Raw genomic sequence first — 23,202 nt, forward strand, 5'->3', positions numbered from 1 at the left:
GCCGGCACGGGGCGGGCCGGCGCGGCCGCCCCGTGGGAACGGCCGCGCCGACCGCGCTACTTCACAGCGCCCGCGGTGAGCCCCGACCGCCAGAAGCGCTGGAGCAGGGCGAACGCGAGGATGAGCGGGACGATGGCGAGCAACGAGCCCATGACGACGACGGGGTAGTACTCGGGGGAGACCGACGCCGAGCTGTTCCAGGTGTACAGCCCGAGGCTGACCGGATACAGGTCCTGGTTCGAGAGCATCACCATCGGCAGGAAGAAGTTGTTCCAGATGGCGGTGAGCTGGAAGAGGAACACGGTGACCAGACCCGGCCCCAGCATCCGCATCGCCACCTTGAAGTAGGTGGCCAGTTCGCCCGCCCCGTCGACCCGGGCGGCCTCCAGCACCTCGTTCGGTACGTACCCCTGGCTGAAGATGCGGCCCAGGTAGACACCGAAGGGGTTGAAGAGCACCGGGATGAAGACGGCCCAGAAGGTGTTCACCAGCCCGGCCTTGGACGCCATCAGATAGAGCGGCAGCGCCAGGACGGTCTGCGGCACCATGACGGCCGCGAGCACCAGACCGAACATCTTCTCCTTGTGCCGGAAACGGTACTTGTCGAAGGCGTAGCCGCAGGCGACGCTGATCAGCGCCCCCAGGGCCGCGCCCAGCACCGCGTACAGCAGGCTGTTGGCGTACCAGCGCCCGTACAGCCCCGCGTCCATGGAGAAGACGTCCTTGAGGTTCTGGACGAGCGAGAAGCCCTTGACCGAGAGGACGTTGCTCTTGAAGAGCGCGTCGCGGTCCTTGGTGGAGGCCAGCACCAGCCACAGGACCGGCAGCAGGGTGTACAGCACCGAGACGCCCACCACGAGGTTGACGACGGTCCGTCCGGTCAGGCCCGGCCGCCGGGCGGCGGAGGCGGAGCGGCGGGCGGTACGGGGCAGGGCAGGCGCGCTCATCGGGCGTCCTCCTCGGCTGCGTTGGCGCGGTTCGTCCACCGGGTGACGCCGTAGGAAAGCGCGACCGTGAAGACCAGCAGGATCACCGAAGCGGCGGCCGCCAGACCGTAGTTGTTGCGGGTGAACGCGGCGTCGTAGATGTACATGCTGGGGGAGAACCGGGAGTTGATCATCGGAGTGGACTGGCCGAGCAGCATGGGCTCGGTGAAGAGCTGGAGCGCGAAGATCAGGGTGAACATCGCCACCATCACGATGGACGAGCGCACCAGCGGCGCCTTGATCCGGAGCGCGGTACGCACCGGACCCGCCCCGTCCACGACGGACGCCTCGATCACCTCGCGCGGCACGGCCTGCAACGCGGCGTAGAAGACGACCATGTTGTAGCCGAGATTGCTCCACAGCGCGATGTTCACGATCGAGGGCACCACGGTGTGCACCCCGAGGAAGTCGACCGTGATGTCGGCCTTGCCGAGGATGTCGATCACCGGACTGAGCCCCGGGGTGTACAGGTACAGCCAGATGATCGCGGCGATGATGCCCGGCACCGCGTGCGGCAGGAAGAGCGCGAGCTGCGCGGTGGCGCGCAGCCGCACCACGCCCGAGTCCAGCAGCAGTGCCAGCGCGAGCGATCCGATCACGATCAGCGGTATGTAGATCAGGCAGTACAGCGCGACGACCCCGAGACCGCCGAGGAACGTCGGGTCGGTGAGGACGGCCACGTAGCTGCGCACCCCGACGAAGACGGTCTTCTCCGGCCCGAAGCCGAGACCGGGCTGGTCGTCGCTGAAGAAGCTCAGCCACACCGCGGTGCCGACCGGGATGAGGAAGACGGTCACCAGGAGGACGAAGAACGGCGTCATCAGGGCACCGGCGGCGCCGAGTTCACGCCGCCGCGCCGTGACACGGCCGGTCCCCGCACGGGCGGGGGCGGCAGGACGCGAGGTCCGCCCCGCACCGCTCACGGGGGCGACGGGCCGGGTGGTGCTGGTGCTGGCCATGGGGGTCACCATCCTCTCTGCTGCGAAGGGACGCCGGTGCGGGGACATGAGGGAAGGCCGGGGCGGCGCGCGGGGAGACCGGCGGGGCCGGGGTGCGAGGGCACCCGGGCGCGGCTCACGTGGAACGCTCGCTGGTGGCGAGGCCGAGCGCCCGCAGGTCGGGCATGGTGCCCTTCTGGGCGGCCTCGATCGAGCTCAGCAGCGAGCCCTTGCCGCCGCTCGCCCGGGCGAACCCGTCCTGCATGACCTTGCCGGTCGCGGTCATCCGCGGGCCCCAGACCCAGCCGTCCCGGATGATGCGCGCCTGCTCCTCGAAGACCCGGTAGATGTCCTGGCCCGAGTAGTACGAGCGGTCGAACGCCTGGCTGCCCACGGAGACGAGGCCGGGCGCGGCCGGGTACTGGCTGCTCGCCCCGCTGGAGAGCCGGGCCCGCAGCGCGTCCGGGTGCGAGACCTGCCACTCGATGAACTCCATCGCGGCCTCCGGGTGCGCGCAGTCCTTCGTCACCGCGAAGGTGGACCCGCCGTGCGTGCCGTTGGACGGGTTCGCCGTGTCCCACTGGGGGAACGGGGCGACGGCCCACTGCCCCTTCTGGCCCGGCCGGGCCTTCATCTGGGCGCCCGCGTCCCAGGCACCGCTGAGACGGGCGAGCACCAGACCGTTGCCGATCTGCGCGTCGCTCTGCCGGCTCTCCACGGCGTTCATGAACACCTGGTCCCGGTCGATGAGCCGCTGCCAGTACGCGGCGACGCGGCGGGTCGGGGCGTCGGCGAGCGAGACGTTCCAGGTGTCGTCCGCGGTGGAGAACCACTGGGCGCCCGCCTGCCAGGCGTACGCGGCCATCTGCGTCGCCCCGTCGGTGGGGAAGAGGGCGAGCCGCCGCTCACCGCCCTTGCGCCGTACGGTCGCCGCCGCCTCCTCGAACTCGTCCCAGGTGCGCGGCACATGCAGGCCGTACTCCTCGAACAGATCGGTGCGGTAGTGCATCACCATCGGTTCGATGTCGAGCGGGACGGAGAAGATCCTCTTGTCGAACGTGGTGAGCCCCAGCGCCTGCGGCAGCAGCTTGGCCCTGAGCGTGTCGCTGACCAGACCGGTCAGGTCCCGGGCGACCCCGTCGATGGCGAACCCCGGTACCTGCGGGTACTCCAGGGTGGCCACGTCCGGGGCGTTGCCGGCCCGGGCGGCGTTGCTGAGTTTCGCGTAACCGCCCTGACCGCCCGAGGGGATCTGCTGGAACTCGACCTCGATGGTGCGGTGACCGCGGTTGAAGGCGTCCACCACCTCCTGACTGCCCCGCAGGGCGGACCAGAAGGTGATGCGGACCTTGCCGCCCTTGCCGGTGCTTCCGGTACTGCTCGTACTGCTGGTGGTGTCTGTACTGCTCGTGCTCTGCCCGGACGCCCCGCCACCGGAGCAGGCGCTGAGCGCACCTGCCAACGGCAGCGAGGCGATCGTGGCCAGCACGGACCGACGACTCTGTCGATCAGGCATGCGCGCCTCCCGCGGCTCCTGTTCGGGACAACGGGAATCCTGATCGCCTGACCGGATACGGTCAATAGATCGATCAGAAGAAATCCAAAGCGGTCAAACGATCGGTCGCTACGAGGAGATGACTGCCTGCGCCGAACCACGCACCTTCAACTCCGGCAGCAGCTCCGTACGCCGCACCGGCCCCGTCGCCCCCTCGGAGCCGCCCAGCCGGTACAGCAGCAACTCGGCGGCGGCCCGTCCGATCTCGGCCTTCGGCGGCGACACCGCCGTCAACGGCGTGGTGCCCAGCGCCGCCACGACATCGTCGTACGCCACCACCGAGCAGTCCTGGGGCACCCGCACCCCGCTCTCCGTCAGCCGCTGGACCAGCATCAACGCGTCGACGTCACCGTGCAGCACGGCGCCGGTGGCCCGCCGCTCCCGCAGCACCGCCGCCAGGTCCAGCGCCGCTCCGGCGCCACCCGGTACGGCCGGCTCCTCCCCGCCGTACGGCCCCTCCGAAGGGACCGCGTCCGGCGAACTGAGCACCACGCACCAGTCCTCCACATCCGGCCGCGCGGCGGCGATCTCCGCGAACGCGGCCCGGATGCTCCGGGCGGTCGGACTGTCGTCCCGGGCGGCCAGCACGATACGGCGGTGCCCCAGCGACACCAGATGGTCCACCGCGAGATGGACCCCGTACCAGTGATCGGAACAGACCGAGTCCAGGGCGTGCAGCGCACTGCCCGGACGGGGCCTGCGCTCCATCAGCACGGTGGGCACCCCCACCCCGGCCAGCCACTCGTAGTCGGACTCCTCCCACGCGGCGCTGCGCCAGCGCGGCGCGATCAGCAGCCCCCGAGCGCCCCCCGCGAGGGCCTGCTCGACCAAGGGCCGCTCGGTGCCCCGGGCCTGCGGTGCGATGTGCAGCGCGACCCGGACGCCGTGCTCGTCCAGCACCGAACGGGCGCCGTGCAGCGTCTCGTACAGGTACGAATGACGCTCCGGCACCACGAGCGCGACCGGCCCGCCCTCCCCGGCCGGAACGGTCCTCTCCGGGGCCTGAGCGGGGTCCCGGTCCTGCGCCAGGGAGACGGACCTGGCCACCCCGTGCCCGCGCCGCAGCCGTCCCGCACGGGCCAGCTCCTCCACGTCCCGGCGCACCGTGACCACGGAGACGTCGAGTTCCTCGGCGAGTGAGCTCACCTTCACCGCCCCCCGCGACCCCACCACCGCGAGGATTCGCTGCCGCCTGAGTTCCACCGGCTCCCGCATGCTGTTGGCCCCTTACCCCGTACTGCCGCATGGTGTTCGTTTGAGCGCTTCTTCGAGCGCTTGCGGCGCAGCATAGGCAGATCGTCCCGGCCGGACGCCAGGGGGTGTGGCCCGGTGGGCGGTGCACGGCACCAGAATCGATGTGCTTAGCATTCGATCCGCAATGGATACCCTCACGCTTGTACAACTGGCCGTGCTCGCCGCGGCATCCGCCCTCGTCGGCTTCTCGAAGACCTCGATCAACGGCGCCAACACGATCAGCCTCGCGGTCTTCGCGGCAGTGCTCCCGGCCCGCGAGTCCACCGGTGTGCTGCTCCCGCTCCTGATCGCCGGTGACGTCCTCGCCGTCCTCGTCTACCGGCGCCACGCGCACTGGCCGACGCTGCTACGGCTCTTCCCCGCCGTCGCGGTCGGCCTGGTGGCCGGAACGCTCTTCCTGAAGTACGCGGGTGACGGCGCCGTACGCACGTCGATCGGGGCCATCCTGCTGGTCATGGTCGGCGTCACGCTCTGGCGGCGGCGCCGGGCCGGGCCTCCGGAAGGCGAGGAGCGGGCGCCCGTCGCGACAGCGGCGGAGGGCGGGAAGCAGACGGAGACGGGGGCGCGGACCGAGGGGTCGAACGGGTCGAACGGGTCGAACGGGTTGAACGGGGCGACGGTCGCGGTGTCACGGCCCTCCGGCCGGCGGGCCCGGAACACCGCACGCGCTCAGGCGGGAACGTACGGGGTGCTCGGCGGCTTCACCACCATGGTGGCCAACGCGGCCGGCCCCGTCATGTCGCTCTACCTGCTCTCCTCCGGGATGCGCAAGCTCGGCTTCCTCGGAACCTCCGCCTGGTTCTTCCTGATCGTCAACGTCACCAAGGTGCCGTTCAGCGTCGGACTCGGCCTGATCGACGGGCGCTCGCTGCTGCTCGACGCGGTCCTGGTCCTCTTCGTCCTGCCCGGTGCCTGGCTGGGCCGCCGGTGCGTGGACCGGATCAACCAGCGGCTTTTCGAGCGGATCGTGCTCGTGGCGACGGTGGTGGGCGGACTCCAGTTGCTGCTGCTCTGAGGACCGGGCCCGGTCCGTGGGCCGCACCGGCGCCGCGCCGGGCGCATCGCGCGTATCGCGTGGCTCAGGGAAGCAGCAGCCAGTCCGTCCCGACGGCCGCGAGCAGACCGATTCCGAGCAGCCAACTCGCGAGTCTTGTACGTCCGTTGCGGCTGAGCTCCATCACCACGCCGCACAGGATGAGGGCGAGTCCGTAGACGCCGACGACCAGGACCGACGAGCGGCTGGCGATGCGCATCCACAGGACCACCGCCATCACGGCCATGCCCACCGAGGACAGCGCGATGCGCAGCCGCCTTGCCTGACGAGGCGTCAAGCGCCGCTCTCCCGTGGCCTCTGCGCCCACCTCCTCGTCGGAGGCGACCTGCTGGGAGGCTTCCTCCTCAGCAGCCGTCGCGTCGGGGGCCGTTCCCACGGGCGGCGCGCCCTCGGTGTCGTCCTCCCGGACTCCGTCTTGCGTCTCGTTCCGGTCCGGGGTCTCGGGCCTGTCCGGGGTCTCGTTCCGGTCCGGGGTCTCGGTCCGGCCCTGGTCGGCGTCCTCGTCCTCGACCCGGACCTGTTCCCGAACCTGTTCCTGGTCAGCAGTGCTCATGGAGCCGGATCGTAACGGCTGTCCGTCGCCGGGGGTACGGCGAGCCCGAGCGGGATGCGGTTCACACCCGCCGGAAGCGCTCCTCACGGACGGAGCGGACAGAGCCGAGGCGCATCCGCGGCCGCGTCCAGCCCTCCGTCGGCCCCGCGCGCCGGGTCGGCCGGTTCGGCCTGATCCGTCGGGTCGGTCGGGGCCGTCGGGTCGACCGGGCCGGCCGCGGAAGCCGCTTCCGGCTCCGCCCCCACGTCCGCCACCGCCCCCCGGCGCTCCACGCGTCCCGCCAACTCCCGTGCCCAGTCGATCAGCCCGTCGATCCCGATTCCGTACGGTTCGAGGGTGCGATATGCGCCAAGTACGCCCGCTCCCCGGCGCAGCAACCGGGCCCCTCCCACCGCGTTGCCGCGTGCCGAGTGCGTCAGCCCCACCGCCAACTGAGCCATCGCACGCCAGAGTTCGCGGTCCTCCTCGGGACCGGACTTCCACGCGTCCTCGAAGACCTCGTGCGCGTGGAACGGCATGCCGGCGTCCAGCAGACGCTGCGCCTCCCGCAGTGTCTCCCCGGGGGAGCGCACCACCCCCTCGGGCTGGCGCCCCACCCCCTCGGTCCCGTAGGGCAGGGGGCGTCCCAGCCCGTCCCTGGGGCGTGCGTTGCGCGCCCGGCCTTCGTCGTCGCGGTCCCTGTGCGTCTCGTCCACGGCTTGATTGTGCCCCTGAGCGGCCCTTACCTGCGGTGAAGTGTTCGAAGCGCCGCCCGTGCCGCTCCGCGCACGACTACGCTCGGCCCTTGTCCGCATCACCTTGGGGAAGGGGAGGCATGAAGCCGTCCCGGCCGTTGTACGAGCGCGATCCCGAACTCGCCGCCGCAGCAGACGCGGTGGCCGCACTCTGTGGCGCGCAGGCCGTCGGCGGCCTGCTGGTCTACAGCGGGGAGGCGGGACTCGGCAAGACCGCGCTGCTGGCGGAGGTCCAGGCCATGGCGGCCGACCGCTGCACCGTCTGGTCGGCGCGTGGCGGTGAGACCGTCACGTCGGTCCCGTTCCACGTCGTACGCCAACTGCTCCAGCCCGCGCTCGTCCAGATCGCGCCCGACCAGCTCCGTGAGCTGTTCGGCGACTGGTACGAGACCACCGCGCCCGCCCTCGGGCTCGCGCAGCCCAGTGGGCCGCAGCCCGAGCCCCAGGGCGTCCGGGACGGCCTCGACCACGTCGTCCGTCAACTCGCGGTCCGCCACAGCCACCGGCCCCTGCTGCTCATCGTCGACGACGCGCACTGGGCGGACGGCGAATCCCTCGACTGGCTCTCCTCGTTCACCGAGAACCTCGGCGATCTGCCTTTACTCGCCGTTCCGGCCTACCGTCCGCAGGAAATGGCCGACCGGGGCAGGTTCGGGGCCTTCGACCCGAACGCGGCGGGCGACCCCGCCAAACTCGTCCGCATCCCGTTGCGCGCGCTCACCCCGGACGCGACCGCCCATCTGGTCCGCGAGAGCCTCGGGGAGCACGCGGACGACCCGTTCTGCCGCGAGGTCTGGGCGGTGACCGGAGGCAACCCGTACGAGGCGGTCGAACTGGTCGCCAAGGTGCAGGACGAAGAGATGCCGCCGGTGGAGGAGTCCGCGGGGCAACTGCGCCCACTCGGCGCGTCCGCCCGGGGCCGCGGGCTCGTCACCCGGCTTGAGCGGCTGGGAACCAACGCCAACCGGTTCGCCTGGGCCGCCGCCGTACTGGGCACGGAGATCTCGCGGGACATCGCCGCCAATCTGGCGGGGATGAGCCCGGCGGAGGCCGCCGACTGCACCGCCAAGCTCCGCGAAGCCCGCATCATCACCGGCTTCGACCCGCTCGAGTTCGTCCACCCGCTCATCGCCACGACCATCTACGACTCGATCCCGCCGGCCACCCGTACGGCCATGCACGGGCGAGCGGCCTGGGCCCTCACCGACGCCGGACACGGCGTCGCGGCCGCCTCGCGCCATCTGCTCGAAGTCCACGCGGACGACGACCAGGACGTGGTGAGGCAGCTCCGTGAGGCGGCCGCACACCACCTCGCGGTCGGCGCCCCGGAAGCAGCCCGGCGCTGTCTGGAACGCGCCGTCGAAGAGCCGCCCCGGCCCGAGGACCGCGCGCTGATCCTCTACGAGCTGGGCTGTGCGACGCTCCTCAGCTCACCCGCGACCACGGTGCGCCACTTGCGGAACGCGCTCGACACTCCGGGCCTGGACGACCGGCAGCGGGTCGACGCGACCTTCCGGCTCGCCGCCGCGCTCGCCCACAACAACGAGCTCAAGGTGGCGGCCGACACCCTCGCGGCGGAGGCGGCACGCACCGCTCCGGGGCCGGGACTGATGCGTCTGCAGGCCGCGCACTTCCAGTGGGAGGGGATGCAGCGGGAGGAGGACGACGGTGCGGCCCGCTCGCGCCGGCTCGTCAAGAACGCGGACCATCTGGAAGGCCGGGACAACCCCGAGCGCGCCCTGATCACCCTGCGCGCGTTCGACGCCATGATGCGGGGCGAGAGCGCCGAGCTCGTCGTCGAGCTCTGCGAACGCGCGCTCGTCGACGGCAGCCCCGCCCGGGGGCTCGGCTGGACGGACCCGGAGTGGGGCTTCGAATTCCCCACCATGGTCGGCATCACCTACGCCTTCACCGACCAGTACGAGCGGGCCCAGAGCCTCTTCGGAGAAGCGGTACGGGCCTTCGAGATCTCCGGCTGGAGCGGCGCGCACCTCGCCTTCGCCCACACCCTGCTCGGCCTCGTCGCCCGGCGCCGCGGAAGGCTCGCGGAGGCCGAGGGCTTCCTGCGCGAGGGCCTGCGGCTCGCCGACCGTGTCGGCGTCGGCCTTCCCGTCCACTGGGACGCGGCGTGCCTCCTCATCGACACCCTGCTGGCGCGCGGCCGTACGGCCGAGGCGCGGGCGATCGCGGACCAGTACGAGTTCGGTGCCCCGTTCCCGTATCCCAGCGCCATGGTCCTCCCCGACGCCCCGTGCGTCAGCGGACGTCTGCTGCTGGCCGAGGGGCGGACCGCGGAGGCCGTCGCCGAGCTCGAAGCGGCGGGACTCGCGCTGGAGGTGCGCGAGCGGCACAACGGCGTCTGGGCGCCCTGGGCCTTCGACCTGGCCCGCGCGCTGGCCGACACCGACCCGGCCAGGGGAGCCGAGATCGCGGCCCAGGCCAGAAAGCACGCGGAACGCTTCGGAACGGACACCGCGATCGGTGAGGCCCTGCGCTGCCTCGCCGTGTTCGCGCCCGCCGAAGAGGCCGAGAAGCTCTTGGCCGACGCCGTACGACACCTGGAGGCGTCCTCCTCCGAGTACGAGCACGCGCTCGCCCGGTACGAGTACGGCATGGCGACCCGCAGCACCCGGGAACTCGCCCGCGCCCACAAACTGGCCCTCGCCTGTGGCGCCGACGCACTCGCTCATCGCGCCCAGCAGGCACGCGCGTCAATTCGACCCTCGGAGTGAGGTAATGTTTTCCCTGCGCGGCCGACCGGGAACACCGGGAGGAAACGCAGCGGGACGTGGCGCAGCTTGGTAGCGCACTTGACTGGGGGTCAAGGGGTCGCAGGTTCAAATCCTGTCGTCCCGACTCGAAAGAGTCGTAGATCAGGGCCGGTTTCGGAGACATTCGAAACCGGCCCTGATCATTTTTGGGGACCATGTGGGGACCGGTGTCTCTGGCCGGGGCATTCTCCCAGGTCATGGCCCGGCCACGGGTGCCCCGAAGAATCAGCCGCCCGAGAACCACATCGGACGTGGTCCCGGCCGACCAGGCGCATTCGTCCCACGCGATGCGGAGCCATGTCCGCCAGACGTGGGATCCGGGCGGTGATCCCCCCGCCTGCCACCCCACCCCGTCGTACGACCGTGGTCAGTCAGGGAGCGACCTGACATTGATGACCGGGAGGGGCGGTCCGACGGGGCGCATGACGGGCGTGAGGATGATGCGGCGCTCGTCATTGTCGTAGTCGATTCGCGCGTTGCAGGAGAGGGGGGAGTGGCTTCCGTTGCTGTCACGCAGCCCGCTCTGGTCGGCCAGCTGCATGGCGCGGGTCTTGAGATGCTGGACCCATACCTGAAGGTCCGTGAGGGAACCGGATGGCACGAGATGGCGCATGTCGGCGCGGGTGAACTGTTCGGCGAGGGCTTCGAGGGCGTCGCCGGCGCAGCCGTACCCACTCGTCGGCAGTCTCTCGACGAAGAGGCCGACGGTCAGAACCCACGCCAGGGCGAAGTCCTGGAGGTGTTCGTGCTCTTGGGCCCGGACGATCGTGCAGAGATCCGGGGTGAGTTCCACGCACACTTGGTGCGGCAAGAGTTCGAGGCCGGGCTCGGTCACCCAGTGGATCGGTGGGGAACCCTCGAGCAGGTACGCGCCGTCCGAACCCCAGGTGCCGTTCGCGCGGGTGACCATGCTCACCGTGGAGACGCCGGCCTGAGCGATCTGCGTTCCGACGTTTTTCAGGTCGAACCGATAATTCCGGGCCACGAGCCCACCGTCGACGAATTCGAGTGCGAAGGAGTCCGGCCATCTGTATCCGGTGACGCCGAAGACGAGTCGCCGCCCGTGAGTGCTCAGTGAGGAGAGAGGAACCCTGCGGACGGTTGGCGAATTGAGGGTGTACTTCCGCATCAGGACAAGCACCTGGTTCGACTGCTCCGTCATGCGATGTCTCCCCCCTGACCCGGAATCCCGCACGAGGGGGACACCGTCGGTCAGCTCCACTCCGTGAAGGCCGATCGGCCGTGCCCCATCATTGAACGTACGTCGTCTCTCCACCAGCCCTTCACGACAAGCGGATGATGCCGGCTCCGCTTCGTGCCCGGGTGGCGTGGCGGATGGTCGGCGCGAGGGATCGCCCCGGTGCCGGCGCGGAAGAGGCGGTGCGGCACGGTTTGCGCCGGTCGTCGGGGAGACCGCCGAAGCCGGGATGTCGCTCCGTCATACGTGACCGCGGTGGGCCTTACGTGAGGGGGAGGTCCGTGGTGACGTGTTCGTTCCACGCGAAACGTCTCCCCGCGAGTCGGCCGTTTGTTGCTCCCCGGGTTGCTGCAGAGGTATTGGTGGGATGGATTTTCGGTATGCCCATATGAAGCAAGGTTCTTGTCGCGATCTTCCTTCAAATCGATGTTGCATCAACGTCGGCTGGACAAATGATCACCCATCGTCTTACATACATCCCATCTTTGGTGCAGTTTCGTCCCGCTGCGGCTCAGGCACCCCTACCGCCCGCTCCGGGACAAGGACGAGGACGCACCCCTGAAGTCCGCACCGCATGCTCTGCCGCCGCCAGGTCCGTGTCCGATCCACACCGGCACACGCCCGTCCACGCTTCGGAGGAATTCTCGTGCTCCTGACCGATCTGCTGCACCCCGGCATGCTCGAAGCCCTGGCCGGAGCCGGACACGGCGCCTGCGTGCTGCTCACCGACGGCCATTACCCCGCGAGCACGGCCGTCGGACCGCGCGCCCGGGTCGTCCACCTCAACGTCGCGCCCGGTCTGCTCGACGTCCCGTCCGTGCTCGATGTCTTGTTGCGCGCCATCCCCGTCGAATCGGCACAGGTGATGGTCCCGCCGGAGGGCGAACCGGAGCCCCCCGCCATCGCCGACTACCGTGCCCGGCTCGGTACGGTGCCGGTGGAGTCGCTCGACCGGTTCGCCTTCTACGACGCGGCCCGCTCCCCGGATCTGGCCCTGGCGATCGTCACCGCCGACACCCGTACGTACGCCAACCTGCTGCTGACCATCGGCGTCCGCGCCGACACCGGTCCTCGCTGACTTCGGTCGTCCGGAGAAGGTGTGGTGCGGGGCCGTGACGGCTTCGCCCCATGCCTTTTGCGTACGTCGCCCCGCCGGACAGCGGCAGTTGAAGACGGGGTGGCAACCACCCGCGCTCTCCCGCCGGAGGGGCGAGGACCGGCCGTTGCGGCCGCGTGAAGCCGGCGGATGTCCGGGCGCGAGGACCACCCCTCCCCGCTGGGCGCCGTGTTCCCGTGGGTGATCTGTTCCAAGGGGGCGCCGACCGTAGGCGATCAGTGAACGAAGGTGTCGGTTCGTCCGGTGGCGTCGTTGTCTGGACACCCTCGTTCTCGTCCCCGCAGGCACGCCTCGGGCCGCATCACCAGGAGGAACCAGTGTCGTACCCGCAACGGCTCACCCCCGATGAGAAGCTCGCCGACGCGAAGAGGCTGTCGAGCCTCCCGCGCATCGTCGTGATCTGCGGCTCCACCCGCTTCATGACCGAGATGACCGAGGCCGATCTGCGGGAGACCGAAGCCGGAAGGATTGTCGTCAAGCCGGGCTGTGACCTGAAGTCGCCGCACGCGCTCTGGTCCGACCCTGTCGAGGCCGAGGCGTTGAAGGTCCGACTCGACGATCTGCACCGGGCGAAGATCCGGCTCGCCGACGAGGTGCTCGTGGTGGGCGACTACATCGGAGACAGCACCCGAGCCGAAATCGCCTACGCCCGGTCGCTGGGCAGGCCCGTGCGTTTCACGCACCCCGAAGTCGACCCTGACGTCTGACCGCTCGCTGTCACGCACGGCTCTGCTCACGGTGAGGGCCTCCTCGAACCCACCACCGACCACTGCCAACCCGTGCGAACCACCGGAAGAAGGCGGCAGTGAAGCCGCCGACGGCGGCGAAAGGCTCGGTTGTGGCAGTTCTGGGACATATCTCGCCGGAGTGGGCGGGCAGGAATGGCGGCGACCATGGTTCCGGCGCAGAACAGCCGCGGGCCAGCGAAGAACGGGCTGCCCCCTGACGCGTCGCGCGCCCATCAGGGATCACGGGGGTGGCCCCAGGGCAAGGAGCGTTCCTGATGCGTATCGATCAGAGGATCACCGTCGTTCTCGCCGCCACCGTGCTGGCGGGTGGCGCCGGTGCGGTGGCCGTGCAGGCTTCACCGGCGACAGGGGGCGGCAGTGCTCCCTCGGCCTGCCGGCCGGCCAACCACACGGCGACGATCACCCGGGCGGACAACACCGCCGGGCACAGCCACTACCGCGTCACGCTGACCGCGCCGCGTGGATACGAGCCCTGCGAGCTGGCGGGCTCGCCCACCGACGCGCGGTTCCTGAACCACGGCGCGGACAGCGGAATCACCCCGGGCGGTTACGGTGATCAGGGTGTCCCGGTGACCTTCGGCCCGGGACACCCGGTGCACTTCGACATCCAGGTTCCGAGCAGCGGCCGAGGCGCGCCCGCCGACGAGGCCGCGTTCACACTCCAGGCTCCGGGCGGCGAGATCCCCGGCACGTCCTTCGCCGAGGGGGCGTTCACGGTGGCCGTCGGCACCCTCGTCGGCCCGGTCCAGCAGGGCGCCTGACCGGATCCCGTAACCCGGTGGCGTTCCGACGGCATCCCGCCGCGGAGCGCCACCGGCCGTCGATGGCGCCGTACGTTCACCTCCGGAGCGCCCCGGCCTTCCCCGGCGCCTTCGGCCGAGTCTTCCGCCGTAGTCGGCAGCCCGCTCGCGCCGGGCGATCGCCGACGGCGGCCACGCTTCCGGCGTCTGTGGCGGTCAAACCGGCCTGGATCGAAGGGACATGGACCCTCGCTGAAGGGCCGGTTCCATCCCCGCGCATTTCTGAAGCGGATATTGCGAAACGTTCGCTTCATATCTAGGGTGAGGGCATGCGCCCACAGCACGAGCCCGAGCAGATCACCGACCTGTCCCGGCTGAAGGCATTCACCGTCCCCCTGCGCATGCGGCTCTACCGGCTGCTGTACGCCGCGGGCACAGCGACTGCCTCTCAGCTCGCCGAGCATGTCCACGAGACGCCGTCGCTGGTCAGTTACCACTTGCGCAAGCTGGCCGAGCACGGCTTCGTGACCCAGGCGAGCGGCGAGGGGACCGACGGCCGTGAGCGGTGGTGGCAGGTGGCGTCCGAGGAGGGCTGGGGCTTTCGCAACTCGGACTTCACAAAATCGCCTGAAGGGGCCGCTGCCGTCGGGGCGGTGACCCGGGGCATCCTCGACAGCCGCACCGCCCAGTACCGCACGTATCTGGACCAGACGGCCGCCTGGGGAAAGGCGTGGACCGACGCCGCGTTCAGCTCGGAGTGGATGTTCGACCTCACTGCGGCTGAACTCGCCGAGATGAGCGACGAACTGGAGGCGGTGGCCCGGCGCTGGCGGGAGCGCGGCAAGGCCGCCAAGGCGGCCGGCGACACCGAGGACCGTGAGCACGTCTCCGCCCACTTCTACGGCTTCCCCTTCCGGCCCTGACCGGGCCGCATCCCCGACGCACTGGAGCCCCGTCATGGCACCGATGGAGATACGGACAGCCCTGCCCCGACGCGCCGCCACACCGGCCTACCGCGACGGCAACGTGCTGCGCTGGCTCACCGCGTACACCGCCTCCCTCGTCGGAGACGGCGTGTACTTCGTCGCCCTCGCATGGTCGGCCCAGAAGGCTGCCGGTCCTGCCGAAGTCGGTCTGGTCATGGCGACCGGGGCGCTGCCACGAGCACTGCTCATGCTCGGCGGGGGCGTGCTGGCCGACCGGATCGACCCACGCCGGGTGATTCTCGGCAGCGACGCGCTGCGCTGCCTCCTCATCCTCTCGGTGGCCGCTGTCATCGCGCTGAGCGCACCAGCCCTGTGGATCCTGGTCGCGGTGGCGCTCGTCTTCGGTGCCGTCGACGCCTTGTTCGTACCCGCGATCGGGGTCCTTCCGGCGAGGATCACGAGCCCTGACCAGCTCGCCCGGGTCACCGGAATGCGCTCCTTGTCCATGCGCCTGAGCCAGATCGCGGGCCCGCCCATCGGCGGTCTGGCCATGGGACTCGGGGGAGCCCCGGCCGCCTTCACCGTCGCGGGCCTCCTCTTCGCGCTGTCCCTGCCGCTCCTGCTGACGATACGGACGCAGCCCCTCGGGGAGCACGGCCCACAGCAGCCGGGACCCGGCACACCATGGAAGGACCTCCTCGACGGCCTGCGCTACATCCGCCGTCACCGCCTCATCGGTCCGCTCGTCGCCGCCGGAGCCATCTGCGAGCTCGGCTTCACCGGAACCCTCAGCGTGGGCCTGGTCCTCCTCAACGCCGAGCGAGGCTGGGGGCCTTCCGGCTACGGCTGGATCGTCAGCAGTTTCGGCGCGGGAGCAGCGGTCAGCGCCGCCCTGCTCGTCGTCACCGGCCGACTGCCCCGTGCCGGCCTGATGCTGGCCGGGACGCTGCTCGTGGGCTGCACGGGAGCGGCCACCATCGCACTGGTTCCGGCCCTCTGGATCGCGGTAGTGCTGGCAGCGGTCATCGGACTGAGCGCGGGTGTCTTCGGCAGTCTGGACAGCGCCCTGATACAGACCGCGGCCGACCCCGCCCATCTCGGCCGCGTCACCTCTGTGGTCATGCTCACCATGGTCGGTCTCGCCCCCCTCAGCTACCCGCTGGTCGGCGCCGCCATCGGCGCCTGGGGCGCCGCCCCGGTGTTCGTCGGCTGCAGCGTCTTCGCCGGCCTGGGCGTGGTCATTGCCCTGGCCTCCGGGGCGGTACGGCGAGCCGAACTGCCCCGGCGGACGGCACTGTGACGACACGCCCTGCGCCTGCCGGCCGCAGAGGGGCGCGCCTCCGTTTCGAGTGCTGTTCGTGGCGGCGTTCCGCGAAAGATCCCCCAGTCCACCGAGGCGGACACCGTGCGAGATGATCACCGCATGAATGAGATCGTCCTGATGTCGGATCCGTCCGTTGCCGCCATACCCGTCGCGGATTGCGGGGAACCCCTCGTGGACGTCCGCCGGGACGGCCGACTGCTGGTCGACACCCGCAAGCAGGATCCGGCGGACGCCTTCGCGCATCTGCGAGAAGGCGTGCTGGAGCGGCTGGTGAAGGCCCAGACACTGCTGCTCCCGCAAGGCCTGCGACTGCTGTTCGTCGAGGGCTACCGGCCCCCGTCGCTCCAGCGCGCGTACTTCGAGGAGTACGCCGACCAGTTGCGGGCCGAGAACCCCGACTGGTCCGCCGCGCGGATCCACTCGGCGGCCAGCCGGTACGTGTCCCCGCCCGACATCGCCCCGCACAGCGCCGGTGCCGCCGTCGACCTCACCCTCGCGGACACCGAGGGCCGCGAGCTGGACCTGGGCACCCGGATGAACGCGAACCCCGAGGAGAGCGACGGCGCCTGCTACACCCACGCCGCCAACATCACTGCCGAGGCCCGCGCCAACCGGGAACTGCTCGGCTCCGTGCTCACCTCCGCGGGGCTGGTGAACTACCCCACCGAGTGGTGGCACTGGTCCTTCGGCGACCGGTACTGGGCTCTCGGCTCGGGCGAGGCCGCGGCACTCTACGGCCCGAAGGAACTGGCGGAGGAGGCCTGAACGGCCCGGGGCCTCCCACGCCCGCCAGGCCGTTTCCTTCGGATCACCCTCAACGGTCTTGTCCGGCCTGGATACGGTGATGGCATGACGACAATCCTGCGGCACCCCCGTCCGGGATTCATGTGGGATTGGTGGGCAGTGGACGCTCGTGGCCTCCTCGTACAGTTCAGTGGCGGGCCTGCTCCTGCGCATCTACTGGCGCATGTGGATCGTGTCGACGCCGCGGCTGCATGGGCCGAGGAGAACTGTCCCGCGTGGTTCAACGATGCTCCCCCGTCGCTTCACGCCTTCACCTGCAACGGCGAACTGCCGGTCTACACCCGCAACAGCGTCCCGGACTCCCCGTTGCGACTGTCCGACGCCCCAGGAGCCATCGCCGACGCTGCGGCGTTGGTTGAGCTGCACAAGGCAGTGGGAGACACCTGGACGGTTTACCTCGACCAGGGATGGGTTCAGAAGCCGTTGGGCATGCCGATCATGGAGTCTGTCGATCGAACGGAAGTCTCGATCGGGTGATCGCGGGCCCTGCCCGGCATGAGAGCAGGGCCTGGCGGTATACGGGGAAAAACCAGGGGAGCGGACGGCCGCGCGCTGCTACGGTCGGGCGCAATGAGCTGGCTTCCCGATGACTTCGTCCACCCCGTCCTGGTACCGCTGCCGGGCGGTGGTCATCACTTGCGGCCGATCCGGGAGGCAGACACCCCGCTCGACTATCCGGCTGTGATGGGTTCACGCGACCGGCTGTGGGCCATCTTCGGCCCGGCCTGGGGCTGGCCCGCGGCCACCATGACCTACGAGGCCGACCAGGCCGACCTGTTGCGGCACGAGAAGGAGATCGCCGCACACCAGTCCTTCAACTACGCGCTGTTCGACGCGGCGGAGACAGCTCTGCTCGGCTGCGTCTACATCGACCCACCGGAGAGGGCCGGCGCGGACGGCGAGATCTCCTGGTGGGTGGTGGACGAGGTGGTGGGCAGCAAGGTCGAGCAGGCCCTCGACGCGCTGGTGCCGCAGTGGATCGCCGCCGACTGGCCGTTCGAGCAGCCGCGCTTCCTTGGCCGCGAGATCTCCTGGTCGGACTGGCTCGCCCTGCCGGAGCATCCCGACACGTGAGTGGTTGTTGCCCGTACCGATCTCGAAGGCTGTCGATCGAACGGGAGTCTCGATCGGGTGACTGCGGCGGTCTCCGCGCGTGAAAGCAGGGCCTCCTGGTAGCTCGGGGATGCGATCCCATTCCCATCGCTTCTTGTGGCGTGCGCGCTCGTTGGTCTGTGCATGACGGGTCTGGTTGAGCGGTTGGTGCCGGACGAGTTGTGGGTGTCGTTCCGGCGGGTGGTGCCTCGGGCTGTACGGGGCGGCACTCACGCCGGTGTTCGGCCATGCCTGACAGGCGGTCTACCGGCGGTTCGCCCAGTGGAGCGTGGATCGGGGTTCGGGCCCGGCTCCACCGTGTGGTCCTGGAAGAACTGGGGGCGCGGGGTGAGCTGGACCGGTCGCGGTGCGCGATCGACTCGGTCGGCGTCCGAGCGGCAAAAGGGGGCTTCTGACAGGGCCGAATCCGGCCGCTCGCGGCAAGTTGGGATCGAAAATCCAACTGGTCACCGCCCGGAACGGACTGCCGCTGCCACTCGGCATCTCCGGCGCCAACATGCACGACGGTCAGGGCCTGGAACCACTCATCCGCGGCATGTGGCCTATCCGTTTCCGCCGCGGCCCGCGCCGCAGGCGACCGGCGAAGCCACACGCCGACAAGGGCTACGACTACGACCGTCTGAGGCGATGGCTCCGTGGACGAGGCATACACCACCGCACTGCCCGGAAGGGCGTCGAGTCCTCGCAACGGCTCGGCCGCCACCGCTGGGTCGTCGAACGAACCGTCTCGTGGCCGGCCGGCTGCCGACGCCTCCACCGCCGCTACGAACGAAAACCCGAGCGCTTCCTCGCTTTTGTCGGCATAGCAGCAACCTTCATCGGCCACCGACGGCTGGTGTGCCAGCAGGTTGGTCAGCGACGAACTGCTGCAAGCACGGCAAGAACGAGGGAGGCCGCGGCAGCGGCCGCCGAGAGATCAGCAACCGACGACCAAATGAAGCGCCGTTGAAGGCCGGAAGGCGCCTCGGCCTGCGTGCTCGCTGACGCGGCCCGCGTATGAGACCACATGGCATCAGCGCAGACGCTGGAGAAGTCATACAGTACGTCCCAGAAGGATGTGTCAAACCAGAGGAAGTCGACCTCCTCCCCGGAGTGAGTCTGCAGAACCAGGCCACCCCGCCACGAGTTGCGATGGAACTCCTTCACGTCAGAACAGGGCACCACCACGCGGCGCCACACGCCATAACGAGCAATCTCTCCTGGCCGGAGTACCACTCTGATCAGCGAGCAACGCCACAGGAACGACGCCAAAGCCAGCACCAAGGCGCATACCAGGGCGCGCTCGACTCCTCCGGCCCACGGATCCACCGCCATCACGATGACGGCACTGAGCCCAGCACAACACAGCCCCCTCAGGAGCCATACACGCAGCCAGCGTGCCAACTTGATCTGGCCTCGCCGGTTCGGCCGGTAACCCCGTACCCGCTGCACAACCCGGGTGCCGGGCCCGTACCAGTCATCCAGCCCTGATTGCCACAGCCCCCTCGCCATGAGCGTGACTCTATCCCCACCAAAGGAGACGACTTCTGAGGCAGCCCGGCTGTAGTCACCTCGCTGACCGATGAAGAGGGCGGCGAGATGGAGTCCGGCGAGGCAGATGGTGGCGGTCCTGGCGTAGGCCGTGTCTGGTGGGCGGCCAGGCCGCGCCACTGCTTGATCTTGTCGATGCACCGTTCGACGGTGTTGCGCTGTTTGCCGCCTCCCTCCGGCCCCCACGGCGCGAACGCCGGGAGCCCGCCGCGCGCACGCTCCGACCTGGTCGTCGGTGGTGCCTCGCGGCGGGCCCTGCCCGACGGTCTCGGCCTCGGCCGCGCCAAAGCGCTACAGCGTCACCACCAGCCGAAGGCGAAACACGCCAGCGCGGGGCCGACGACCACGGACACGAGCCCGCACCGCAGCAGTTGGCGGAAGAGCGGCGTACGGTCCTCGGGCTTCGCGGCACCGAGGATCAGGCCGCCGGTGATGCCCAGCGGGTTGATGTCGACCAGGATCGAGGCCAGCGCGACCGCGAGGACGGCGCCGACCGGCGAAGCGCCCTCGGCGACCACGGCGGGGACCAGCGGGATCGTGGTCGCGAAGACCGCGATGGAGCTCGCGGCGAAGGACGTGACCCCCGCGATGTAGCAGAGCACGAGCAGGCTCAGCATCGGGGAGCCGTCCACCCGCAGCAGATCGCTGATCCGGGTGAAAGCGCCCAGGTCCTGCATCAGGCCGACATAGGTGAGCAGACCACCGATGAGCAGCACGATGTTCCACGGGATCCGGGAGATGATCTCATTCGGCTCCAGCCGGAGCGCCAACTGCTGGACGACCGCGGCGGTGAGTCCCAGGTAGCCGATGTTGATGTCGAAGCCGACCGACAGCACCACCACGGCGAGCAGGCACCCGAGCGTGAGGTAGCGGCCCCAGACCGGCTGCGGTGTGCGCCCCGCGGTTCCGTCGCCGACGGCCTCCTCGGCGGCGGTCCCCTCGGTGTCCGGCTCGCCGACCGGCGTGAGCCGGCCGCGCGGCATGGTGCCGGTACGGAACCCGACCACGAGGCATACGGCGCAGATGACGAGGCCCGCCAGCAGTCCGCCGAGGAAGAAGCTGACCGGCGCGGAACCGGGCAGGCCGAGCCCCATTTTGTCGCCCAGCCGGTTGGCGCTGGTGCCGAACACGGCGAGGGGCGAGAGGAGTCCGCTGATGATGCCGGTGATCCCGAGGACGGCGGCGATGAACGGAGGTATCCCGTACCGCGCGGCGAGCCCCAGCGCGATGGGCGCGACGATGGCGGTTGCGGCGGCCGGAAGGGTGCCGACCGCCGTCAGCACGGCACCGATCAGGAACGGCACCAGGGCGACCAGCAGCGCGCGCCCGCCGACCAGCCGGAGCACGCCGTCGAGGAGCCAGTCGAGCGTGCCGTTGATCTGGGCGACGGCGAACAGCGCCGTGATCCCGACCAGCAGGACGAAGAAGTCGCCCGGGAAGAACGCCGTCACCTGGTCCGCGGTGCGATCGGCTGCGAGACCGACGAGGAAGGCGGCCGGCAGGGCCGCGAGCCCGATGTTGAACCTCGGGACGAGCGTCGCCAGGAAGAGCGCGACGAGAACGACGATGGAGACGTCGGCCATGGACATCTGTGAGCCCCCCGGATCAGATGACGCCGCGGACGGCGAGGTCGTCGATGGCGGCGGGGCCGAGGCCGAGTTCGCCGAGCACGGCACGGGTGTGCTCGCCCAGATGCGGCGCGCTGCGGTCCACGATCTGGCCGAATCCGGAGAACCGTCCGGCGGAGCCCTGCACGAGGCGGGTACGTCCGTCGTGCTCGTCGGTCACCTCGACCACCGATCCGCGCTCCCGCACATGGGGGTCGGCGCAGATGTCGGCGGCGGAGTTCACCGGTCCGCAGGCTACCCCCGCCTCGTCCAGCAGCTTGGCCAGGGGTGCGAGGTCGTGGTCGGCCACCCACGCGGCCACCCGGCCCTCGATCTCCGCGCGGTGCTCGATCCGGGCCGACATCGTGTCGTACACCGCGAGGTCCGGCGCGTCCATCACGACGACCAGCCGGCGCCACATCTGCTCCGTCGACGCGGGCAGGGCCAGCCAGCGCCCGTCGCGGGTCCGGTACAGGTTGTTGGGGCTGATGTGCGGGTTCTCGTTGCCCTGGCGTTCGCGGACCTCGCCGGTCGCGCCGTAGTCGACGATGAAGTCCTCCATCATCCGCAGCAGCGGTTCGTACAGCCCGATGTCGGCCAGTTGCGGCTCGCCCGTCAGGTCCCGCTGGCGCAGGGCGAGCATCGCCGCGAAGGCCGCGTAGATCCCGGTGACCCCGTCGGCGACCGGGTAACCCGCGAACACCGGCGGGCCGTCGGGGAACCCCGTGCGGTGGGTCAGCCCGGCGAAGGCTTCCGCGACACGAGCGAAGCCTGGGCGTTCCGCGTAGGGACCGGTGCGCCCGAACGCGCTCACGTGCACCATGACGAGGTCGGGCCGGTGGACGACGAGATCGTCGAAGTCGATGGAGAACCGGCGCAGGGTCGCCGGCCGGAAGTTGGTGACCACCACGTCGGCCGTCGCGGCGAGCCGGCCGACGAGGACGGCGGCTTCCGGGTGGTGCAGGTCGATCGTCACGCTGGACTTGTTGCGGCCGACGACCGCCCAGCCCGCGGAGACTCCGTCGTCGTCGAGCGGCGGATAGCCGCGTGCGGGGTCACCGGTACCGGGCTGTTCGACCTTGATCACCTCGGCGCCGAACTCGGCGAGGAGGGAGGAGGCCAGGGGGCCGGCGAGGACGGTCGAGATGTCCAGGACACGCACGCCATTGAGGGGTCCGGGCACGGAAAATCCTTTCACGAGCAATCAGCACGTCACGGCGATGCGTGACCCGCGTCACGATGTCGTGGTGCGAACGCTGCGGGAAGATGTCGCCCTCTGGATCCGGTGAAAGCCAACGGCAATAACATGGGTCGATGCGAGTCGAACGCGCCCGGTACTTCCTCGCCGCGCTGCGCACCGGATCCCTCCGGTCGGCGGCGGCGGCCTGCGGTGTCAGCCAGCCCACCATCGGACAGCAACTCACCGTGCTGGAAGAGGAGTTGGACGTCGTCCTGCTGACCCGGAGCCCGGGAGGCGTGCGCGCCACACCGGCCGGTGAGGCGTTGATCGGCCCGTTCACCCGCCTCGTGGCCGCCGAGGACGCGGTGCGCGAGGCGGCGCTGGCCTCCAACGGGACTTATCAGGGCCGGGTGTCCATCGGCGGCGGTTCGGTGACCGTCGAGACGATCGTCGCCCCGGTCGTCGGACGGCTGCTCGCGGACCACCCCGGCCTGCGGTTCTCCGTACGCGAGGGCCCCTCGGGCGACATCGAGAGCGCGGTGCTCAGCGGCGACCTGGACCTCGGCGTGGTCACCACGCCCGACGAACCCGCACCCGGCGGACTCGTCCGCCGACGGCTCATGACGGCGCCGCTCGGCGTCCACACCCTGCCCGACCACCCGCTGGCCCGGCGCCGCGAGGTCGCCTGGGCGGACCTGGATCACTGGCCGATCGTCACCATGAGACCCGGCACCGTCCTGCACCAACGGCTGCGCAAACACCTTCCGAAGGCCCAGGTGATGGTCGAGGCGATGTCGGCGCGTACGGTGCAGACCATGGTCACCCGGGGTGCCGGGATCGGACTACTCGCCCGCTTCGACACCCGGCAACCCGCGGGCGACCTGACCTGGCTGCCGCTCTCCGACGCCGAGCCGGTCCAGGTCAGCCTGGTGCAGCGCACCGACAGCCAGCCGTCCCGCTCCTCCATCGTCGTACGGCGCCTCATCACCGCCCGCGCCGACGAGCTGTCGGGAGGCGGAGCCGGGCAGTAGGAAGACCACCGCATCGGCAGCCGGGCAGGACACCCGTG

Annotated in this window: 20 protein-coding genes, 1 tRNA gene and 2 pseudogenes; 13 read left to right on the forward strand and 10 right to left on the reverse strand. The window is 70.3% G+C overall.

Annotated elements, in window-relative coordinates; genetic code table 11:
• Nucleotides 1-56: 56 nt before the first annotated feature.
• The 4 genes from OG599_RS30845 to OG599_RS30860 all read right to left on the reverse strand — a co-directional run bounded on the left by OG599_RS30845 (nucleotide 57) and on the right by OG599_RS30860 (nucleotide 4,694).
• Nucleotides 57-947 (reverse strand): carbohydrate ABC transporter permease, encoded by an 891-nt coding sequence (locus tag OG599_RS30845; protein WP_327179253.1) that lies wholly within the window; start codon nucleotides 945-947, stop codon nucleotides 57-59.
• A complete protein-coding gene (locus OG599_RS30850) occupies nucleotides 944-1,945 on the reverse strand; it encodes a carbohydrate ABC transporter permease (protein ID WP_327179254.1) in 1,002 nt (333 codons plus the stop codon). Before OG599_RS30850 ends, OG599_RS30845 begins: the two co-directional genes overlap by 4 nt.
• Before the next feature lie 115 nt (nucleotides 1,946-2,060).
• On the reverse strand, nucleotides 2,061-3,440 hold the full coding sequence (locus OG599_RS30855) for an ABC transporter substrate-binding protein (RefSeq protein ID WP_327179255.1): 1,380 nt from the start codon (nucleotides 3,438-3,440) through the stop codon (nucleotides 2,061-2,063).
• Nucleotides 3,441-3,548: 108 nt separating this feature from the next.
• Nucleotides 3,549-4,694, reverse strand: a complete 1,146-nt coding sequence (locus OG599_RS30860) for a substrate-binding domain-containing protein (protein WP_327179256.1) — start codon at nucleotides 4,692-4,694, stop codon at nucleotides 3,549-3,551.
• A gap of 163 nt (nucleotides 4,695-4,857) precedes the next feature.
• On the opposite strand from OG599_RS30860, the gene OG599_RS30865 reads away from it, so the two are divergent.
• Nucleotides 4,858-5,748: a sulfite exporter TauE/SafE family protein gene (locus tag OG599_RS30865; RefSeq protein ID WP_327179257.1), complete on the forward strand. Its 891-nt coding sequence runs from the start codon at nucleotides 4,858-4,860 to the stop codon at nucleotides 5,746-5,748.
• A 64-nt stretch (nucleotides 5,749-5,812) separates the two neighbouring features.
• On the opposite strand, the gene OG599_RS30870 is transcribed toward OG599_RS30865, so the two are convergent.
• A complete protein-coding gene (locus OG599_RS30870) occupies nucleotides 5,813-6,340 on the reverse strand; it encodes a hypothetical protein (protein WP_327179259.1) in 528 nt (175 codons plus the stop codon).
• Between the two features lie 233 nt (nucleotides 6,341-6,573).
• A pseudogene (locus OG599_RS30875) lies at nucleotides 6,574-7,035 on the reverse strand (DUF309 domain-containing protein); the annotation flags it as partial.
• 119 nt (nucleotides 7,036-7,154) lie between these two features.
• On the opposite strand from OG599_RS30875, the gene OG599_RS30880 reads away from it, so the two are divergent.
• Together OG599_RS30880 and OG599_RS30885 are read left to right on the forward strand one after the other, a co-directional pair.
• Nucleotides 7,155-9,806 carry an ATP-binding protein gene (locus OG599_RS30880; RefSeq protein ID WP_327179260.1) on the forward strand — a complete coding sequence of 884 codons (2,652 nt, stop codon included), beginning with the start codon at nucleotides 7,155-7,157 and terminating at the stop codon, nucleotides 9,804-9,806.
• 50 nt (nucleotides 9,807-9,856) lie between these two features.
• A tRNA-Pro gene (locus OG599_RS30885) sits at nucleotides 9,857-9,930 on the forward strand.
• A 282-nt stretch (nucleotides 9,931-10,212) separates the two neighbouring features.
• Here OG599_RS30885 and OG599_RS30895 read toward each other — a convergent pair.
• The gene (locus OG599_RS30895) at nucleotides 10,213-11,007 is read right to left on the reverse strand and encodes a hypothetical protein (protein ID WP_327179261.1); all 795 of its coding nucleotides are present in this window, start codon (nucleotides 11,005-11,007) and stop codon (nucleotides 10,213-10,215) included.
• Nucleotides 11,008-11,689: 682 nt separating this feature from the next.
• Here OG599_RS30895 and OG599_RS30900 point away from each other — a divergent pair.
• From OG599_RS30900 to OG599_RS30940, 9 genes and pseudogenes are all read left to right on the forward strand, one after another.
• Nucleotides 11,690-12,121: an RbsD/FucU domain-containing protein gene (locus OG599_RS30900; RefSeq protein WP_327179262.1), complete on the forward strand. Its 432-nt coding sequence runs from the start codon at nucleotides 11,690-11,692 to the stop codon at nucleotides 12,119-12,121.
• A gap of 356 nt (nucleotides 12,122-12,477) precedes the next feature.
• Nucleotides 12,478-12,867 carry a hypothetical protein gene (locus OG599_RS30905; RefSeq protein WP_327179263.1) on the forward strand — a complete coding sequence of 130 codons (390 nt, stop codon included), beginning with the start codon at nucleotides 12,478-12,480 and terminating at the stop codon, nucleotides 12,865-12,867.
• A 296-nt stretch (nucleotides 12,868-13,163) separates the two neighbouring features.
• Entirely contained in the window at nucleotides 13,164-13,670 is a 507-nt protein-coding gene (locus tag OG599_RS30910) for a DUF4232 domain-containing protein (RefSeq protein WP_327179264.1), read from the forward strand.
• A 308-nt stretch (nucleotides 13,671-13,978) separates the two neighbouring features.
• Nucleotides 13,979-14,572 (forward strand): helix-turn-helix domain-containing protein, encoded by a 594-nt coding sequence (locus OG599_RS30915; protein WP_327179265.1) that lies wholly within the window; start codon nucleotides 13,979-13,981, stop codon nucleotides 14,570-14,572.
• 34 nt (nucleotides 14,573-14,606) lie between these two features.
• Nucleotides 14,607-15,875 carry an MFS transporter gene (locus tag OG599_RS30920; RefSeq protein WP_327179266.1) on the forward strand — a complete coding sequence of 423 codons (1,269 nt, stop codon included), beginning with the start codon at nucleotides 14,607-14,609 and terminating at the stop codon, nucleotides 15,873-15,875.
• 123 nt (nucleotides 15,876-15,998) lie between these two features.
• Complete coding sequence (locus tag OG599_RS30925) at nucleotides 15,999-16,664, forward strand: M15 family metallopeptidase (RefSeq protein WP_327179267.1); 666 nt, start codon at nucleotides 15,999-16,001, stop codon at nucleotides 16,662-16,664.
• An 84-nt stretch (nucleotides 16,665-16,748) separates the two neighbouring features.
• Complete coding sequence (locus tag OG599_RS30930) at nucleotides 16,749-17,180, forward strand: hypothetical protein (RefSeq protein ID WP_327179268.1); 432 nt, start codon at nucleotides 16,749-16,751, stop codon at nucleotides 17,178-17,180.
• A gap of 93 nt (nucleotides 17,181-17,273) precedes the next feature.
• Entirely contained in the window at nucleotides 17,274-17,777 is a 504-nt protein-coding gene (locus OG599_RS30935; protein ID WP_327179269.1) for an N-acetyltransferase, read from the forward strand.
• A gap of 162 nt (nucleotides 17,778-17,939) precedes the next feature.
• Nucleotides 17,940-18,651, forward strand: a pseudogene (locus OG599_RS30940) (IS5 family transposase); the annotation flags it as partial.
• A gap of 17 nt (nucleotides 18,652-18,668) precedes the next feature.
• On the opposite strand, the gene OG599_RS30945 reads toward OG599_RS30940, so the two are convergent.
• The 3 genes from OG599_RS30945 to OG599_RS30955 all read right to left on the reverse strand — a co-directional run bounded on the left by OG599_RS30945 (nucleotide 18,669) and on the right by OG599_RS30955 (nucleotide 22,136).
• Nucleotides 18,669-19,307 carry a hypothetical protein gene (locus OG599_RS30945; RefSeq protein ID WP_327179270.1) on the reverse strand — a complete coding sequence of 213 codons (639 nt, stop codon included), beginning with the start codon at nucleotides 19,305-19,307 and terminating at the stop codon, nucleotides 18,669-18,671.
• Between the two features lie 338 nt (nucleotides 19,308-19,645).
• Nucleotides 19,646-20,935 carry an SLC13 family permease gene (locus OG599_RS30950; RefSeq protein ID WP_327179271.1) on the reverse strand — a complete coding sequence of 430 codons (1,290 nt, stop codon included), beginning with the start codon at nucleotides 20,933-20,935 and terminating at the stop codon, nucleotides 19,646-19,648.
• Between the two features lie 16 nt (nucleotides 20,936-20,951).
• On the reverse strand, nucleotides 20,952-22,136 hold the full coding sequence (locus OG599_RS30955) for a CaiB/BaiF CoA transferase family protein (RefSeq protein ID WP_327179272.1): 1,185 nt from the start codon (nucleotides 22,134-22,136) through the stop codon (nucleotides 20,952-20,954).
• 131 nt (nucleotides 22,137-22,267) lie between these two features.
• Here OG599_RS30955 and OG599_RS30960 point away from each other — a divergent pair, with 131 nt between their 5' ends.
• Nucleotides 22,268-23,164 carry a LysR family transcriptional regulator gene (locus OG599_RS30960; RefSeq protein ID WP_327179273.1) on the forward strand — a complete coding sequence of 299 codons (897 nt, stop codon included), beginning with the start codon at nucleotides 22,268-22,270 and terminating at the stop codon, nucleotides 23,162-23,164.
• Nucleotides 23,165-23,202 lie beyond the last annotated feature (38 nt).

This window comes from Streptomyces sp. NBC_01335 (genome assembly GCF_035953295.1).
GTDB lineage: Bacteria > Actinomycetota > Actinomycetes > Streptomycetales > Streptomycetaceae > Streptomyces.